The organism is Shewanella aegiceratis (assembly GCF_019457495.1).
Taxonomy (GTDB): domain Bacteria; phylum Pseudomonadota; class Gammaproteobacteria; order Enterobacterales; family Shewanellaceae; genus Shewanella; species Shewanella loihica.
Genome location: NZ_CP080416.1, coordinates 2,745,568 through 2,763,026 on the forward strand (window position 1 = coordinate 2,745,568; position 17,459 = coordinate 2,763,026).

10 protein-coding genes are annotated in these 17,459 nt (G+C 50.6%); 7 read left to right on the forward strand and 3 right to left on the reverse strand.

What is annotated here, in order from left to right:
- The first annotated feature begins 64 nt into the window (after positions 1–64).
- Both K0H80_RS12180 and K0H80_RS12185 read left to right on the forward strand, forming a co-directional pair.
- On the forward strand, positions 65–1,132 hold the full coding sequence (locus K0H80_RS12180; protein ID WP_011866181.1) for a methyltransferase: 1,068 nt from the start codon (positions 65–67) through the stop codon (positions 1,130–1,132).
- 985 nt (positions 1,133–2,117) lie between these two features.
- Positions 2,118–4,805 (forward strand): TonB-dependent receptor, encoded by a 2,688-nt coding sequence (locus tag K0H80_RS12185; protein WP_011866182.1) that lies wholly within the window; start codon positions 2,118–2,120, stop codon positions 4,803–4,805.
- 72 nt (positions 4,806–4,877) lie between these two features.
- On the opposite strand, the gene yfcC is transcribed toward K0H80_RS12185, so the two are convergent.
- Entirely contained in the window at positions 4,878–6,407 is a 1,530-nt protein-coding gene (yfcC, locus tag K0H80_RS12190; protein ID WP_220071751.1) for a putative basic amino acid antiporter YfcC, read from the reverse strand.
- Between the two features lie 342 nt (positions 6,408–6,749).
- On the opposite strand from yfcC, the gene K0H80_RS12195 reads away from it, so the two are divergent.
- Positions 6,750–7,664, forward strand: a complete 915-nt coding sequence (locus K0H80_RS12195; protein ID WP_220071752.1) for a LysR substrate-binding domain-containing protein — start codon at positions 6,750–6,752, stop codon at positions 7,662–7,664.
- 158 nt (positions 7,665–7,822) lie between these two features.
- On the opposite strand, the gene focA is transcribed toward K0H80_RS12195, so the two are convergent.
- A complete protein-coding gene (gene focA / locus K0H80_RS12200; protein WP_220071753.1) occupies positions 7,823–9,349 on the reverse strand; it encodes a formate transporter FocA in 1,527 nt (508 codons plus the stop codon).
- 961 nt (positions 9,350–10,310) lie between these two features.
- On the opposite strand from focA, the gene K0H80_RS12205 reads away from it, so the two are divergent.
- The 3 genes from K0H80_RS12205 (at position 10,311) to pflA (ending at position 15,534) form a co-directional block, all read left to right on the forward strand.
- Positions 10,311–11,843 carry a DUF3360 family protein gene (locus tag K0H80_RS12205; protein WP_011866186.1) on the forward strand — a complete coding sequence of 511 codons (1,533 nt, stop codon included), beginning with the start codon at positions 10,311–10,313 and terminating at the stop codon, positions 11,841–11,843.
- A 564-nt stretch (positions 11,844–12,407) separates the two neighbouring features.
- Positions 12,408–14,690: a formate C-acetyltransferase gene (gene pflB / locus K0H80_RS12210; RefSeq protein ID WP_220071754.1), complete on the forward strand. Its 2,283-nt coding sequence runs from the start codon at positions 12,408–12,410 to the stop codon at positions 14,688–14,690.
- 103 nt (positions 14,691–14,793) lie between these two features.
- Positions 14,794–15,534, forward strand: coding sequence for a pyruvate formate lyase 1-activating protein (gene pflA / locus K0H80_RS12215; protein WP_220071755.1), 741 nt, complete (start codon positions 14,794–14,796; stop codon positions 15,532–15,534).
- Positions 15,535–15,540: 6 nt separating this feature from the next.
- On the opposite strand, the gene yfbV is transcribed toward pflA, so the two are convergent.
- On the reverse strand, positions 15,541–15,984 hold the full coding sequence (gene yfbV, locus K0H80_RS12220; protein ID WP_220071756.1) for a terminus macrodomain insulation protein YfbV: 444 nt from the start codon (positions 15,982–15,984) through the stop codon (positions 15,541–15,543).
- A 195-nt stretch (positions 15,985–16,179) separates the two neighbouring features.
- Between yfbV and ackA the strand changes: the two genes are divergently transcribed.
- Positions 16,180–17,376: an acetate kinase gene (gene ackA, locus K0H80_RS12225; RefSeq protein ID WP_011866190.1), complete on the forward strand. Its 1,197-nt coding sequence runs from the start codon at positions 16,180–16,182 to the stop codon at positions 17,374–17,376.
- The last annotated feature ends 83 nt before the right edge of the window (positions 17,377–17,459 follow it).

A 17,459-nucleotide genomic window follows, 5' to 3' on the forward strand; every position in this document is an offset into this window, starting at 1 on the left:
TGTCCTCAGCAGGGGATCGGGCTAGAGTGGATGGCATTTCACTCACTCAAGCGTCAGGACTCTGATGGACTTTTACCAATCGCCGAAACAGATATCGGCATTTGATGCCAAATTTGAAGCACAAAAAATCGCATTCGCTCCAATAACCTTCCAGGTTGCCCGTTGCCTGCTGAAATTCGATCTATTAGCCCAAATCGAAGCTAAACCTGGCTCGAGCCGCCCACAGCTCGCGAGTCTGGTTGATCTATCAGACTATGCCGTCGGTGTCCTGCTGGATATGGCCCTGAGCATGGGACTCGTCTGGCAAGATGATCAAGGCTTTCACCTGGACAAGATAGGCCACTTCCTGCTTCACGATGAGATGTCCAGAGTCAACCTTAACTTCAACCATGACGTTTGTTATCAAGGGATGTTCGAGCTCGACAAGGCATTGGAGAATGGCGAAGCCAGTGGTCTGAAGGTGTTTGGCGATTGGCAGACCATCTATCCTGGCCTAAGCCAGCTGCCACCGGCGGCCAAGCAGAGCTGGTTCGAATTCGACCACTTCTATTCCGATCACGCCTTTGGCACTGTGCTGCCACTGATCTTTAAGGCCGAGCCGAAGACACTGGTGGATATAGGTGGTAACACGGGAAAATGGGCACTCGCCTGCACCCGCTACGATGCCGAGGTCGAAGTCACCATCATGGATCTCCCGGGTCAGCTGAAGGTCGCCATGGAAAATGCCAAAGACAAGGGCTTGAGTGACCGTATCCATGGCTTCGAATGCGATCTGTTAAAGGCAGATACGCCCTTCTTTAAGGGAGGGGATCTTTACTGGATGAGTCAGTTCTTAGATTGCTTCTCCGAGGAGCAGATACTGACCATATTAAAACTAGCCGCCGCCAATATGGCTTCCCATAGCGAACTCTGTATCTTAGAGACCTTCTGGGACAGACAACCCTGCGAAGCCGGTGCCTATTGTGTCAATGCCACCTCGCTCTACTTCACTGCCATGGCAAACGGCAATAGCCGCATGTACCACTCGAAAGATCTGCTCAAGCTGATCTCATCGGCGGGCCTCTATGTCGACGAGGATATCGATAACATAGGACTAGGTCATACCTTGCTGCGCTGTCGTAGAAAGCCTTAAATACTTAAACCTAAATTCTTAAATCTTTAACCTTAAATCTTTAACCTTAAAAATCTTAGGTAGACCAATGACCTCAGGTATGCGGTCTACCTAGCTCTCGACTTTCTCTAGTCTCTATAGTACCGATGTGTACTCTGTTAAATAGCGCTAGGTTTGGGTTAATAGATGTATAGACGCTAGATTAATTAGCTTAATAGCCAATTCGACAGGGCCAACTGTGTTGCTAAGCACCTTCTCAGCCAACAAACCGTCGCCCGTCAAAGTGACTTCTCTTTCCCTTTCCCTTTCCCTTTCCCTTTTCCTTCCTTTTGCCCTCTCATTGGTGCAAATAGTCGAGCGGAAAAGAGCAACACAGATTTAACAAGCCTAACCCTCAAACTTAATAATAATGACTTATCATGAGCGCCAAATAGACCATGAATTAAGAAAAACACCGCACATTAGTATTAGAATTTAATCCCCTCACACCTTGCCGTTAACAATATACAAACAATTAAACAGACATGAATAGCGGTGATTTTGGTCACAAACAAATCATTTCCACAATATTTTTCATATTTTTTGTATTTTTTTTAAATAACAAACAGCACAAGTAAAAAACAACTAGACACAAAAACAAAAACAAATGAAAAACAAATAATCGCACAAGATTTCACACCACCTTTACAAGCGACCACAAAAAATAACATTAGGAAGCATTTTGAAATAAATCGCTTATTTAACACCCATCTTGCAATGTTAATTGTTTTTTCTTTGTTAAAAAAAGGATAAAAATCTAAGTGCGTGAGTAGGCGTATCGGCTGTAGCCACCTTGTTGCAGTTGTTACCTCTCTATGATTATATCGAGCACGAGGTAAAGATTTATCAATATAAGTAAATATTTGAAAAGTTTTTACTAAATAAAGATCGACACTTAGATCGAATACAAACGGTCAGTCCATAAGTGTTAAATCAAAAATTAAAATAAGTCTCAGGGAGAAACACAATGCAGCCTAATTCTATATTGGCTAAAGCTGTTCGTTTCGCATTAATTGGTGGTGCCGCGACGGCAGCACTAAGCGTACCTGCCGTTTATTCGGCGGACGAAGACAGCGTAGAACGTATTCAAGTAACAGGTTCACGTATTAAGCGTACCGATATGGAAACGGCTACACCTGTTACCGTCATGAGCGCAGAAGACATGGCGAAACAGGGTTTCACTAACGTTCAAGATGCGTTGGAAAGCCTAACTTCAACCACCAGTGCAATGACCACCCAGTCAGTTCATGGTTTCACACCAGCCGCCTCATCTATCAGTCTACGTGGCGCCGGTGCTAACCGTACTTTGACACTGATCAATGGTAAGCGTCTAAACCAATATCCAAAGCCATCTGGTGGTACCGATAACTTCGTAGATACTGCTAACCTACCTATGGAAGCGGTACAACGTATCGAAGTACTGCAATCTGGTGGTTCTGCTATTTACGGTGCTGACGCCGTTGGTGGTGTGATCAACATCATCCTGAAAAAAGACTTCGAAGGTGTAGCACTTAAGTACCGTCACGGTGACACCACAAACGGTGGCGGCGGAAGTGACCGTATCGCGCTTTCTCTAGGTGCTTCATCTGATCGCGGTAACGTATCGACTTTCATCGAATTTACCGATAACGAGCAGCTAAAAGCGACTGATCGTGAAAACTTCGGTCTACACACTGACAAAGTACCATACAGCGAATTTTCTGCTTACAGCTCATACGGTGCTCGCATCGTAGGTTCTGGTACTGGCGCACGTCAACTGACTGAAGAAGAATGTACCGCTGGCGGTTACCTGTGGACTGGCTCTCTGTGTGGTTTCGACCGTTCAGAATGGCGCGACCTACAACCTAAGAGCTCACGTTTCATCAGCTCAACCAACTTCAACTATGAGCTGGCCGATGACATTAGCTTCGTAGGTCGTTTAGATTTCGCCGAAGCGAAATCTACCACTAACATCGAGCCTATGGCGATCAATGACTACGACATCAAAGTCGCAGGCAACAGCGTCACCGTAAGCAATGGCGATCTAAGCAAGACTTTCAACGACAAGACTACTGCCCTAGGCGGTGACTTCGCCAACGCAACCGATGGTGATTACAACTACCTACGTCGTCTACACGAGTTCAGCAACCGTGCTGGCGAGACTAAGACGCGTAACTACTTCTTCACCGCTGGTCTGGAAGGCACACTGGCTGATGAATACAGCTGGGATGCATCAGTTAACTACGGCCGTACTAACGTAGACGTGTTCCGCAGTGGCTATGCTACTGTTGGCGGCATGTTCGACTACATCACTGCCGGTGAAAACGGCAACTCTCTGCTGAAGAACATGAGCGCAGAAGATGTAGAACAAGCCTCTTACTCACCATTTGAGAAGGCTCAGTCTACTCAGAAGAACATCCAGGCTAACATCTCTGGTATGGCGTTCGAAATGCCAGCGGGTGACGCTCAGTTTGCATTCGGTGCTGAGTACACAGAGCAAGACTATGAAACCAACACAGATTCAGAGTCTAAGAAAGGTAACATCCTTACCACTGGTGGTTCTTCAGGTGCCGGTGAGCGTTCTTTCTGGGCAACTTATGCCGAATTGAGCCTACCTGTTCTTGACGTACTGACTGTCGACGCGGCACTACGTTATGACCGCTACGATGATTTCGGTGGCAACCTGTCTCCACAGTTGACTATTGAATACCGTCCACTAAGCGAGCTATTGGTTCGTGGTTCTATCAGCTCAGTATTCCGCGCACCAGACATGCATCGTGTATATGGTGATGCGACTAAGGGCTTCTCTACTGTTATCGATTTCAAACAGTGTCAAGCACTTGGTGGTATTCCAGGTCAGGGCTACCCAGGCGATGAAACACTGAATGCTGTTTGTAAGGAACTTCACGTAGACACTACAACAGGTGCTAACAAAGATCTGGAAGCCGAAACTGGTTACACAGCTAACATAGGCGCGGTATGGGGCGGTGATGCACTCAACGCATCATTCGACCTATGGGAATGGAAACTGGATGACATGGTTAGCGACATCAGCGCTAGCAAGGCTGCTCGTGAATACGAACAGTACGAAAGCATGCTGACTCGTGATGCAAGCGGCACTATCACTCACGTGAACGCCGTTGCACAGAACCTGGCATTCCAAAAAGTACGTGGTTTAGATATCACTGCTGGTTATAGCTGGGATCTGGACAACATTGGTGAGCTGAAGCTTAACTTCACCGGTACTTACATCCTGTTGTCTGAGTACCAACTGTCACCAACTGATCCAGTTGAAGACGATCTAGAAAACGGTGGTCTGCCACAGTACCGTGCAAACGTTGTACTGGGTTACTACATCGATGACTTCGAAGCGACCTTAGGTGCTTACCACACTGCGCGTATGCACGGTGTTCAATACAAGACGTTCAAGCAATCTGCTATCGACAACAACGAAGCATTCGACGAAAGCGCACACGAAGTGGCATCACAAACTAAGTGGAACCTGACTGCAGGTTACAACATCACTGATGCTATCAAGGTGAAAGCTGGCGTAGTTAACCTGTTCGATGCAGGTCCTAACTTTGACCCAACCGATACTTCTTGGCCGCACTACCCACGTTCAGTGTACAACGCACGTGGTCGTGAGTGGTTCCTAGAAGGTGAAGTGAAGTTCTAATCTAACTGAACTTTAATGAAAAAACGGCATCCTAGGATGCCGTTTTTTATTGCCAAAATTAAAAACTTGCTCTTAGACAAAGCCGAGATAGTGAGCGGCGACTACCACTAGGCTAGAGACCAAAAACAGCGCCAGCATGAAACGCCAGATAAACTTGACCCAAATGCCCCAATCGACGCGGCAAACACCTAAGGTGGCCATCAATGACGCCGACGTCGGCACCAGCACATTGGTAAAACCATCGCCCAATTGAAAGGCCAACACAGCCACCTGACGGGACACGCCGACGATATCGGCAAGAGGAGCCATCAAGGGCATGGTCAACGCGGCCTGACCCGACCCCGAAGTCACAAAGAAGTTGAACACCGACTGAAACAGCAACATAAACCAGGCCGAGGCGACCGCAGGTAACTGGCCAATCAGGCTGCCTGCGCTGTTGAGTAAGGTATTAAGTACGCTAGGTTCATCAGGCTTACCGCCACCGAGAAGCAGCAAGATCCCCGAGGCGCAGCCTACCAGCAGAGCTGGCTCAAGCATGGTGCCAGCGCCTTGTTTGAAGCTGGTCGCCATACGATTCAGCGTCATACCATTGAGCCTGAAGATCACAGCAATCATCCCCACAACAATCCCCATGGCAAAGAACTGACTGGCTATTTCGGGAATAAACCAAGCGTTAGCGACAACGCCCCAAATAACCCAGATCACCGTTAGCAAGATGGTAAGCAGCACCAGGCTATCGCCGAGGTTAAACCGGCTCTGTAATTCGTTCGCTCCATGATGCTCGCGAAAATATCTGTCCGACTCATTACAGAGTGAGCTTTGGGGATTGGCCTGGATCTTAGCGCCGTAGCGCATGGTAAAGATCACCCCCATCAGGGTGAAGCCTGCCCACATTAGGCCCCTTACCCCAGCCCCGGAAAGCACGGGAATGCCAGCGATGCCCTGAGCAATCGCCACGCTGAAGGGATTCATCCAAGAGCTGGCAAAACCCACCTGTGTCGCCACATAAGTCACCATCACTGTGGTGATGCCATCGAACCCTAAACGTATCATCAAAGGGCAGATAATGATGGCAAAGGCGATCGCCTCCTCCCCCATGCCAAACACGGCGCCGCCAAGGGAGAACAGGATAAAGAGCACGGGAATGAAGAGGCGCTCATTACCCTGGGTCTTATCAATAAGCCTTATGATGCCATTATCTATGGTGCCGGTTTCCATCACTATGCCGAAGGCACCGCCTATCACCAGCATAAACATGATCACCCCGATGGCGGTGCCCCACTTAGAACCCGAAGTTAAGCCTTCGAAGGCAAAGTTAAAGAAACCTATGCCTCCGCCTCCCTCAAACAAGGCGACCGGCTGCTTGAGATGCTCTCCGGCCTCATCCAGGCTAAAGCGAAACGAGTTCGGGTCGACCACACTACGCTGTTTTTCGACGCCATCGGCAAGATAATGGATCTCCTGGGTCTCGAAGGAGCCAACAGGTACCAGATAGGTCAGCAACATGGCAGCCAGGGCCACGAAGAAGATGATCACTAAGGTATCGGGTAAAGGGATTTTATTTTGCGGGTTCGCCGCCGGGGAAGGCGCTTGATTTGCCATTGCTTTTCCGTGGTTATTCTTGGAGTCTAAGTTATTGCCCGCCAATATAAACCAATTCCCCTTTTGCTGCACAAGAATCCCCCGCGCAGGCCAATAAGGGATAACCCTCAAACCAGGCGGCCATATTGCTCAAGCATCCCTGGATAGGATGCACGTATTGGTCAAAATTGTCATGGGGCGCACAAGACGCCGCCAAAGAGTGAGGCAGGTCGAGTAACTTAGATAAAATCAACGCTTTACTTGTGAAAGCATTCGGGCGCTCATACAATCAATATCACACAAGCATCAATTTTATTGATAGTTTTCTTTATTGTTTAAATCAGTTAGGACGCCAAAAGCTCGATGAAGTACTCACTAAAACAAATCATGGTGTTCGATGCCGTAGCCAGCCTGGAGAGTGTGAGTGCCGCGGCGCGAAAACTGTCGATGACTCAGTCTGCAGTCAGCATGTCCCTTGGCCAGTTGGAGAACCTGCTCGGCCGCCCCCTGTTTATCAGACAGGGCAATCGCCTCACCCTCAGCCACTGGGGAAACTGGTTACGCCCAAGGGCGAGACGCCTGCTACAGGATGCACAACAGATCGAATTAGGCCTTCACGAACAACACCTTATAAGCGGTCGTTTTCGTTTATGCTCGAGTCAGACGGCAGCCGAGCATCTGCTGCCCGAGCTCATCAGTAAAATCGATACCGATTTTCCCGAACTTAGGATCGAGCTCACAGTGGAAAATACCGAGAACGTGGTCGAGGGCTTACTTAATTACGAATATGACTTTGGCATCATAGAAGGCCGTAACGACGACAGCCGACTCTATCAGGAGCAATGGTTAGACGATCATCTGGTGGTAGTCGCCTCGCCTCATCATCCCTATGCCAAGCAGATCAACATCAGCCTGGCGCAGCTTGAACAGGCAAGATGGGTGCTGCGCGAGCAAGGCGCCGGGACCCGCCGCATCTTCGAGGGGGCGATCCACGGCGTCATCGAAAAGCTTCACGTATGGAAAGAGTATGAGCATGTCTCCCTGCTCAAGGCCTTGGTGAAAAATGGCCCCTATCTGAGTAGCCTACCTTTCCTGGATGTGGAGAAAGAGGTGGCCGCCGGCGAGTTGGTTATCTTACCGACCCCGCAGCTCAATATGCAGAGGCACCTCTCCTTCGTATGGCGCTGCGATTCAGGCGAGAATCCGCTACGTGACTGCGTGATCACCGAGGCCAGACGCCTGAGCAAACATCGCCAGCACGTCAAAGGCAATAAATAGCGAATTTGGTTAGTTGCACAACTCACTGACTGCTTAACTCAAAGGTAAATGAATAGGCAATTGAACTGCAAATCGAACAGACAGTTGAGCTAGTAACTCAGTAGACATTAAAAAGGGGCATTCGCCCCTTTTTTGTTGTTAACAGCTGGTCTTGGCCACTATTCGTAGATGGCGCATACCTTGGCTACGATGGACTCTCGGTTAATCACCCCAACTAACTTGCCTTCACTGACCACAGGAAAACAGCTGGGCTTACTGGCGCTGGCGTGGCGCAGTCGCTCCTCGTAACTGGCATAGGTATGGCCGGTCAGCACCCCCATGTCACTCACGGGAAACAGCTTGTCACGATCTACCACCATCACCTCAATAAGATCGGCCACCGCATCATCAGGGGTTACCGTCAGCACCCGGGTCTGCATCAGATCGGCCACCTTGTAGCTAATGCCACGGACAAACTCTTCTGACCATAGGCTACGCAGCAGATCTTGCTGAGAGACAAAACCCAGCAGACGTTGCTTAGCATCAACCACGGGCGCGCCGCGCAGCTGCTTCTCGTTGAGTTGCTTCAGCCCCTCATACACAGAGAGCTCAGGTGCTAGGGTAAAAGGTGTCTGCTCCATCAGCGCGCTGACATTTAATTTTTGAATCGATTTAGGCATTTGGGTCTCTCCCCTACAAACTTTACTAGATAATATTGAGATTGAATGTGCAGCGAGCTCGCTGCCGTTGTCCTGTCTGTTACTCTGATCACTGCGGCTTAACACAGGCTCGAGATGCACCGTCATAGATGTCACCTGAGCGAGTGGGCCAACATGTGCCTTACTTGAATCTATCCACCAGTAACCCAGCCCCACCACTAGGCCACCGCCGACGATATTGCCCGCGGTCACAGGGATCAGGTTATTGGTTAGAAAATGAAGCAGCGTCAGATCACTAAACTGCTCGGCGGTAAATCCGGGGATCTGATACCAGCCCCAGATGGCCAACTGCTTAATGGCGATCCCCAGGGGCACCATGAAGAGATTGGCTATGCTGTGCTCGAAGCCGCTGCTGACAAACATCGCCACGGGTAGCATCAACAAGATGGCCTTAGTCAGCGCCTCCTTACTGGCGAAGGTCATCCAAACCCCTAAACAAACTAGCATGTTACATAAGATGCCCAGTGCGAACGCCTGGCCCCAGGAGTGGTGCAGCTTATGTTGGGCAACCTTCAAAGCGTTGAGGCCCCAGAGTCCACCGTCCAACAGGTACATCTTGGCACTGAGGATCAAAGCCAGCATAAACATGGCGCCGCAAAAGTTACCCAGATAGACACGTCCCCAACAGGCCAACAATTCCCGCGTGCTGACACGCTTTTGCGCCCAGGCGACGCTGCTCAGCACGCTACTGGTAAACAGCTCACCACCACAGATCACCACCAACATCAGCCCCAAGCTAAAGGCCAGGCCGCCAACGAGCCGCACCATGCCCCAATCGCCCGACGCTCCCGTAGTGACGGTGAGATAAAACACGAAGGCGAGTGCGATAAAGGCGCCGGCAAACATCGCCTGACCGATAGACTGCATCGCCTGCTTAGTTACCTTCTCCTGACCATAAGTCGCGGCGCGTTGACACAGGCTAGGCTCGATCGAAGGCGCTGGCTCGACCCGCCTGGCTGCAAGTGGCACTAGATTAGGTATCGTCATGGCGCGTCCATCTCCAGCCGAGCGTAAAACAGGGGTGAAATTTCATTAACATCATCTCCGCAAGTGCCAAGTCCCGAAAGACGGCTATTGATTAATAAATGTTTTTACAAAGAGTTAGCCTATTGCCTCACTCTCTGATGCCGAGATTAGCCATTAAAAGAAGGAAATAAAATTTGATAATAATGAATGAGGTAATCAGTAAAATTGATAATCAAACCTGGAGGTAAGCAAGTTGTTAAGTCAGCAACAAATAACCTTTAAAGCGATTAAATACAATAAGTTATAAGAAACCAAATGTTACTTGGGAAAATAGAGATAAAAGCGCCCATGAGGTGTAAAGGCGTGCGGCTCACAAGGGCAAACTGGCAACTAACCACCTATTGCCTAAGCTATAAGGCATCTTGATTAACATCCCTGGCGAATCCTTTGTGTGGGCGCGCAGGAGACGAAGCGGCAGACCCAGATGAGCATTTTCGAGACACGAAGCACACCGTACTGGCTTTTTGTGAAGCCCGCCCCAGCCAAAAATGTGAGCCGTGCGAAGCATCTCTAATTTGCTGAGAATGGGGGGAGTGGCTCCCAAAAGTGACAAAAGGCGCGATCCATATCCAAACGCAATATATATGCCTAATGTAAAAATTGATCTGAAATGGCGATACAAGATGTTAACTAGCTCCCAAATCATCTAATCACCAGTTTCAAGTTTATTGATAGTTAATGTCAGGTGAAATTCACTATGTTAAGATTTATGAGGTAAATTGGTCAGACCAATTTTAAACAGCGTTAGGGATGCAACTGCTCGCCGGATTTAGGGTGTTTTATCCATTCTAGGGGGCGGACAAGTTACTCGAGTGGCACCTGGGGGTTTATCAACAAACGACACTCGCTGACTTGCAAGGATTACCTCTAAGTCTTCATCGAATTGATGAGTCAATAAGTTCTTTTCGGAGAATGAGAAATTATGTCAGAAACAGTCAAAAAAGAAGAGATGGAAGCCTCTGAGCTGACTTACAAGGCGCTTCACCGTCCTGCCAGCGAGTTTGCCACTCGTGAAGAATATTTAGACCACGAATTACAGATCATGAAGCCCAGACGTTGGGGCCTCAACCTGCCGGGACGCGACTTCCGTTTCGAGTGGGAAGACTTAGTACCCGCCATCGCTGGTACTATCGGCATCACGGTAATGTATTCCGCCGTCATGGCCGCCTGGGCATCGGGCCTGAGTGAGCGCTGGGAACACATCAACCTAGGCGCCGAATTCGCCATTCAGGTGGTTCGCGTCGAAATGCTCATCCCCGCCCTGCTCTTCTGTATCATCAGTTCCGGCTTTATCAACCCTCGCGCTAACCTTGGCGGCAACCACGGCCCCATGATCCCGCTTATCGGTACCATCGCCTTAGCTGGCGCGCACCCATTAGCGCTTGCGATCCTTCTGGGTATCTTTGGTCTGCTGCTCAGTTACTTTAAAGGTGGCTCCAGGTTGGTAAACCTCACCTCCAGCGGCGTCGCGGGGGGACTCTTAGTCTTCCTCGGCTTCATGGGCGCTAAGAGTCAGATCACTTCGCTGTTTGACTGGGCCGGCGGCCTGCAGGCCAAGCACGCCCTGGACTATAGCCTGGGCTACGTGGCCTTCTTCATCCTCTTGGTGAACGTCGTTCTCTACGCCTACCTGGCCAAGGTGGGTAAACGCTGGCTGGCTATTCCGCTTTGTTCTATCGCGGCAATTGCGCTGGCCTTCGCCCTCGGCGCCGGTTTAGATCTGCAGTTTGTTACCGCGCCTGGCATCCCTAATCTGAACCCAGTGTACTGGTGGGGCTCTACCGAACACGGCTGGCAGCTAGGCTTACCTAACTTCGAGCACTTCATCGCATCACTGCCTTTCGCCATCCTGGCGGTTGCCATGTGGTCACCAGACTTCCTAGGTCACCGTATCTTCCAGGAGCTGAACTACCCTAAAGGCACAGAGAAAGTGCTGATGGATGTGGATGACACCATGACCACCTGCTCGCTACGTCAAATCGTGGGTACGGCTGTGGGTGGTGGTAACATCACCTCTTCATGGGGTACCTACATGATCCCGGCGGCGATCGCTAAGCGTCCTATTCCTGCCGGCGCCATCTTGCTGGGCAGCCTGTGTATCATAGTCGCGGTACTGGGTTACCCAATGGATGTCACCGTATGGCGTCCAGTGATGTCAATCGCGTTGCTGGTTGGCGTATTCCTGCCGCTACTGGAAGCCGGCATGCAGATGGTGAAAGACACCCAAAGCAGCCAGGCGGCGGGGATCTGTATCTTCGCATCATTCGTCGCCAACCCTGTGCTGGCCTGGGCACTCACCATGCTGTTAGACAATAACGGCCTGATTGGCGACAAAGAACGTGCCGCTAGCCTGAGCCTTGCCGACAGGCTGATCATTCCGGGTCTGGCCTTTGTTATCTGTCTCGCCGCCATGCTCGCGGTGGGGATGATTCAAGGGATCCCGGCGCTACTTTAATCGCGCAAACGACAACGAAGAGGGCTTAGGCCCTCTTCATTTTTATCTCCCCTATACTTACATCAAACTTGCTGATAACAGGCATCAATATGCCCTATGGGCATGACGCTCATAACGCCGGGGAATCGCCCTTATCTTTGATGTCATAGGCAGTCAGACAAAGGTGTGAACCACCTCGCGCAAATAACCGACTCTTAGGTGAGATGCAAACGAAATTTTGCGCCAAAAATGATAACCAGATAGCAATTTTGGCATTAACTCGGGCAAAAGCGGACCGATTCAGATGCAGCGCCTAGGGAGATATGGTACTATGCACATGGTTAATTGGTCTTACCAATTTAATGATAGCCGAATCAATTTAGACAGTGAGTGTCAAACGGCTTCGGATATCGCGTAAAACAGATTTAAATCGATACGGTTTACCGGTTCGATAATTCAGTTCCCATCATCCGGGTAATACATTGAAGGGAGCTGCGAAGAATAGCTATTGGTGTATCGCAACGTCTGCAGTGACAGCCTCTCGATAACCAATAACCTTTATCTCAAACAGAAGGTATTAGTACGATGACCGAAAAAACTGAGCTGTTCACCAAAGCGTGGGAAGGTTTTACTCCTGGTGATTGGAAGTCTGAAGTAAATGTACGCGACTTTATTCAAAAGAACTACAAGCCCTATGAAGGAGACGAATCTTTCCTAGCAGGCGCCACCGAAGCGACCAGTGTGCTTTGGGACAAAGTGATGGAAGGTATCAAGCAGGAAAACCGCACCCACGCGCCGGTTGATTTCGATACCGACAAAGTCTCTACCATTACCTCTCATGCAGCAGGTTACATCGACCAAGATCTTGAAACCATTGTCGGTCTACAAACAGACGCGCCACTTAAGCGTGCCATGTTACCCAATGGCGGTATCCGCATGGTCGAAGGTTCATGCGCTGCATATGGTCGCGAACTGGATCCAAACATCAAGTATGTCTACTCAGAGCTCCGCAAGACCCACAACCAAGGCGTGTTCGACATCTACACCCCTGAGATCATGCGCTGCCGTAAGTCTGGCGTACTGACAGGCCTGCCAGATGCCTACGGCCGTGGTCGTATCATTGGTGACTACCGTCGTATCGCCCTGTACGGTATCGATTACCTGATGCAGGAAAAATTTGCTCAGTTCAGCTCACTGCAGGCGCAGTTTGAAGCGGGTGAAGATCTTTCAGCCACCATGCAGCTACGCGAAGAGATCGCCGAGCAGCACAAAGCCCTGGGTCAGATGAAGCAGATGGCTGCCAGCTACGGCTGTGACATCTCAGGTCCAGCAACCAACGCTAAAGAAGCGATTCAGTGGACCTACTTCGGCTACCTGGCCGCAGTGAAGAGCCAAAACGGAGCCGCCATGTCTCTTGGCCGTACCTCTAGCTTCCTGGATATCTACATCGAGCGCGACATCAATAATGGTGTCCTGACCGAGCAGCAAGCTCAGGAGATGGTTGACCATTTCGTGATGAAGCTACGTATGGTGCGCTTCCTACGTACACCAGAATACGACGAGCTATTCTCTGGCGACCCAATCTGGGCTACCGAGTCTATCGCAGGTATGGGTCTTGATGGCCGTACACTGGTGACTAAGTCTAGCTTCCGCTTCCTGCACACCTTGTACAACATGGGCCCAAGCCCTGAGCCAAACATCACAGTGCTTTGGTCAGAGAAGCTACCGCTTAACTTCAAGAAGTACTGCGCTAAGGTCTCTATCGACACCAGCTCTATCCAGTACGAAAACGATGACCTGATGCGTCCAGATTTCGACTCTGACGACTACGCCATCGCCTGTTGTGTGAGCCCTATGGTTGTTGGTAAGCACATGCAGTTCTTCGGCGCCCGCGCTAACCTGGCCAAGACCATGCTTTACGCCATCAACGGCGGTGTGGATGAGAAGCTTAAGACTCAGATCGGTCCTAAGTTTGAGCCAATCAAAGATGAAGTGTTGGACTTTGACGATGTGATGGGCCGCCTGGACACCATGATGGAGTGGTTAGCCACCCAATATGTGTCTGCACTGAACGCTATCCACTACATGCACGACAAGTACTCTTACGAAGCGGCCCTGATGGCGCTACATGACAGAGACGTACGTCGCACCATGGCTTGTGGTATCGCTGGTCTGTCTATTGCTGCCGACTCACTGTCTGCCATCAAGTTTGCCAAGGTTAAGCCAATTCGTGACGAAAACGGCATCGCCGTCGATTTCGACATCGAAGGTGAATATCCTAAGTTTGGTAACAACGATGCACGCGTCGATGACCTGGCTACCGAGCTGGTTGAGCGCTTCATGGCTAAGATCCGTCACAAGAAGATGTACCGTAACGCGATCCCGACTCAGTCTATCCTCACCATCACCTCAAACGTGGTTTATGGTAAGAAGACGGGTACTACGCCAGACGGTCGTCCAGCCGGCGCGCCATTTGCTCCGGGTGCAAACCCAATGCACGGCCGCGACGAGAAAGGCGCTATCGCGTCACTGACCTCTGTTGCCAAGCTGCCATTTGCTCACGCACAGGACGGTATCTCTTATACCTTCTCTATCGTGCCAAATGCCCTGGGTAAAGATGACGACGGCCGCCGCGCTAACCTGGCTGCGCTCATGGACGGTTACTTCGCTCACAACGAGACCCGCGAAGGTGGTCAACACCTGAACGTGAACGTGATGAACCGCGAAATGCTGGAAGATGCCGTGGTTAACCCAGACAAGTATCCACAGCTGACTATCCGTGTTTCTGGTTACGCCGTGCGCTTCAACGCACTGACACCAGAGCAGCAACAGGACGTCATTACACGTACTTTCACCAAAGGGATGTAATTTCCGTCAATCGAGCGGTCAAACGCTAGATTTTTGGTGAATATAAGCTAGGCTGTGCACTAATTTAGCACAGCCTACTTTAATTGAAGTTTTCGGAGTCACAATGACAGTAAAAGGGCGGATTCACTCACTGGAATCCTTCGGCACAGTTGACGGTCCCGGCATTCGGTTTATCACCTTTATGCAAGGCTGTTTGATGCGCTGCCAATACTGCCACAATCGTGATACCTGGGATCTTCACGGTGGACGTGAAATTGAGGTCGACGAGCTGATGGAACAGATCATCAGCTATCGACCTTTTCTCGAGTCCAGCGGCGGAGGCGTCACTGCCAGTGGCGGCGAAGCCATACTGCAAGCCGAATTTGTCGCGGCCCTGTTTAAGGCCTGCAAAGCGCAAGGGATACATACCTGCCTAGACACCAACGGTTTCGTACGTAAATACACCCCTGTTATCGATGAACTCCTCGATAACACAGACTTGGTGCTGCTCGATATCAAACATATCGATGACGACCAACACATCGCCTTAACCCATGTCAGCAATCATCGCACGCTGCAATTTGCCCAGTATCTCCAAAAACGCCAACAAAAAGTGTGGATACGCTATGTGGTCGTGGGCGGCTACACCGATGATATTGCTTCGGCAAAGGGCTTGGCAGAATTTATTAAACCTATGACCAACGTGGAGAAGGTAGAGCTACTGCCCTACCACGAGCTAGGAAAACACAAATGGGAAGCCATGGGCGAAGAGTACACCCTCAAGGATATCTCTCCCCCATCGCGCGAGACCATGGAACAGATTAAACAGGTGTTTGTGGAAGCCGGCATAGCTGCCGTGTACTAACAAAGGTTAGAGCGCTTCCCAGTAGTGTTTATCGAGACGCTCGAAGGCCATCTTCAAGATGACCGCCATGTCAAGATAACAGGCACTGGCACCTAGCGGGGGACAAGCCACTCCCATCCCCTGGAGCTTGGCGGACAGATTATTGCCCCAATCCAGCAGAGAAAGTGGCAGCGGATGCTTGGCTCGCCAACCGAGCCAGAGCAAGCCTTGAATAGGCAAGCTAATAAAGAATAAGGCGATGGTGATAGCCTGAGGTAACCAGGCCCAGCCATACAGATAGAGTTGACTGCCGCCGGCCAGCAGGGCCAGCAGCGGCATCAAGCGAATCGCCAGAGCCGTCGCGTGGATCACGCGATACTCTGGAAAATAAAAACTAAGTTGTCTAACCATAGGCCAGGTCTTCATATAGCGACGACCGACCCCTAAGGTTTTTAACACTTGAACAGTCAATGATGACACCTAACACTTAAGAGACTGTCTTTACCATAGCACAAGGCGAGCGTCAGCCCCAAGCGGCATCGCCTTGGCAAAGACCGAATCTTAATCTCAGGAACGAGAATTTAAAGCGACACCGGCCCTAGGCTTTGTGGTCATTTAATTTTGGTGAATGCCAGTCATTCACTCACTTTGCAAAAGGTTTTAAACATGTCTAACAAACTGGTTTTGGTACTAAACTGCGGCAGCTCATCACTGAAGTTCGCCATTATCGACGCGCTTACGGGTGACGACCAGATCTCAGGTCTAGCAGAGTGCTTTGGTCTGGAAGATTCACGCATCAAGTGGAAAGTCGATGGCAACAAATTCGAGTCTAAGCTAGGGGCCTTCACCGCCCACCGCGAGGCGGTCGAGTTTATCGTTAAAGAGATTCTGGGCCAGTATCCTGACGTCGCCGCCCAGATCCAGGCAATCGGTCACCGCGTGGTTCACGGTGGTGAGAAGTTCACCCACTCTGTGGTGATCGATGACAGCGTGATCGCGGGTATCGAAGATTGTGCCGCTCTGGCACCGCTACACAACCCTGCGCACCTTATCGGTATTCGCGCCGCCCAGGCATCTTTCCCTGGCCTGCCACAGGTAGCCGTGTTTGACACCGCCTTCCACCAAACCATGCCAGAGCGCGCCTTCGTGTATGCCCTGCCCTACAAACTCTATCGCGAGCATGGCATCCGTCGCTACGGCATGCATGGCACCAGCCACCTGTTTGTGAGCCGCGAAGCCGCCAAGGCGCTGGGTAAAGAGTTAGCCGACACCAACGTCATCTGTGCCCACCTGGGTAACGGCGCGTCTGTCACCGCGGTTAAAGGCGGTAAGAGTGTCGATACCTCTATGGGTCTGACACCGCTCGAAGGTCTGGTCATGGGTACCCGCTGTGGTGACATCGACCCCTCTATCATCTACCACCTGGTAGATCGTCTGGGTTACACCTTAGATGAAGTCAACAACCTGATGAACAAGCAGAGCGGTCTGCTGGGCATCTCTGAGCTGACTAACGACTGTCGCGGCATCGAAGAAGGCTACGCCGAAGGCCACAAGGGCGCGACGCTGGCGCTTGAGATCTTCTGCTACCGTCTGGCCAAATATATCGCCTCTTACACTGTGCCACTGGGTCGTCTGGACGCCTTGGTATTCACCGGCGGTATCGGTGAGAACTCAGATCTTATCCGTGAGAAGGTGCTTAACCTGCTCGCTATCTTCAACTTCGAAGTGGATCCAGCGCGTAACCAGGCGGCACGCTTTGGTAACCAGGGTCAGATCACCACAGATAATGGCCCAGTTGCCATGGTGATCCCAACCAACGAAGAGTGGGTGATCGCCGAAGACGCCGTTTCACTGCTAAAGTAATGTTATCGAAGCAGTAAATGCTATCGCGGCGCCAAACGCCGCCACCAATTTTGACAAGACCCGGCCAAGTATCTGGCCGGGGC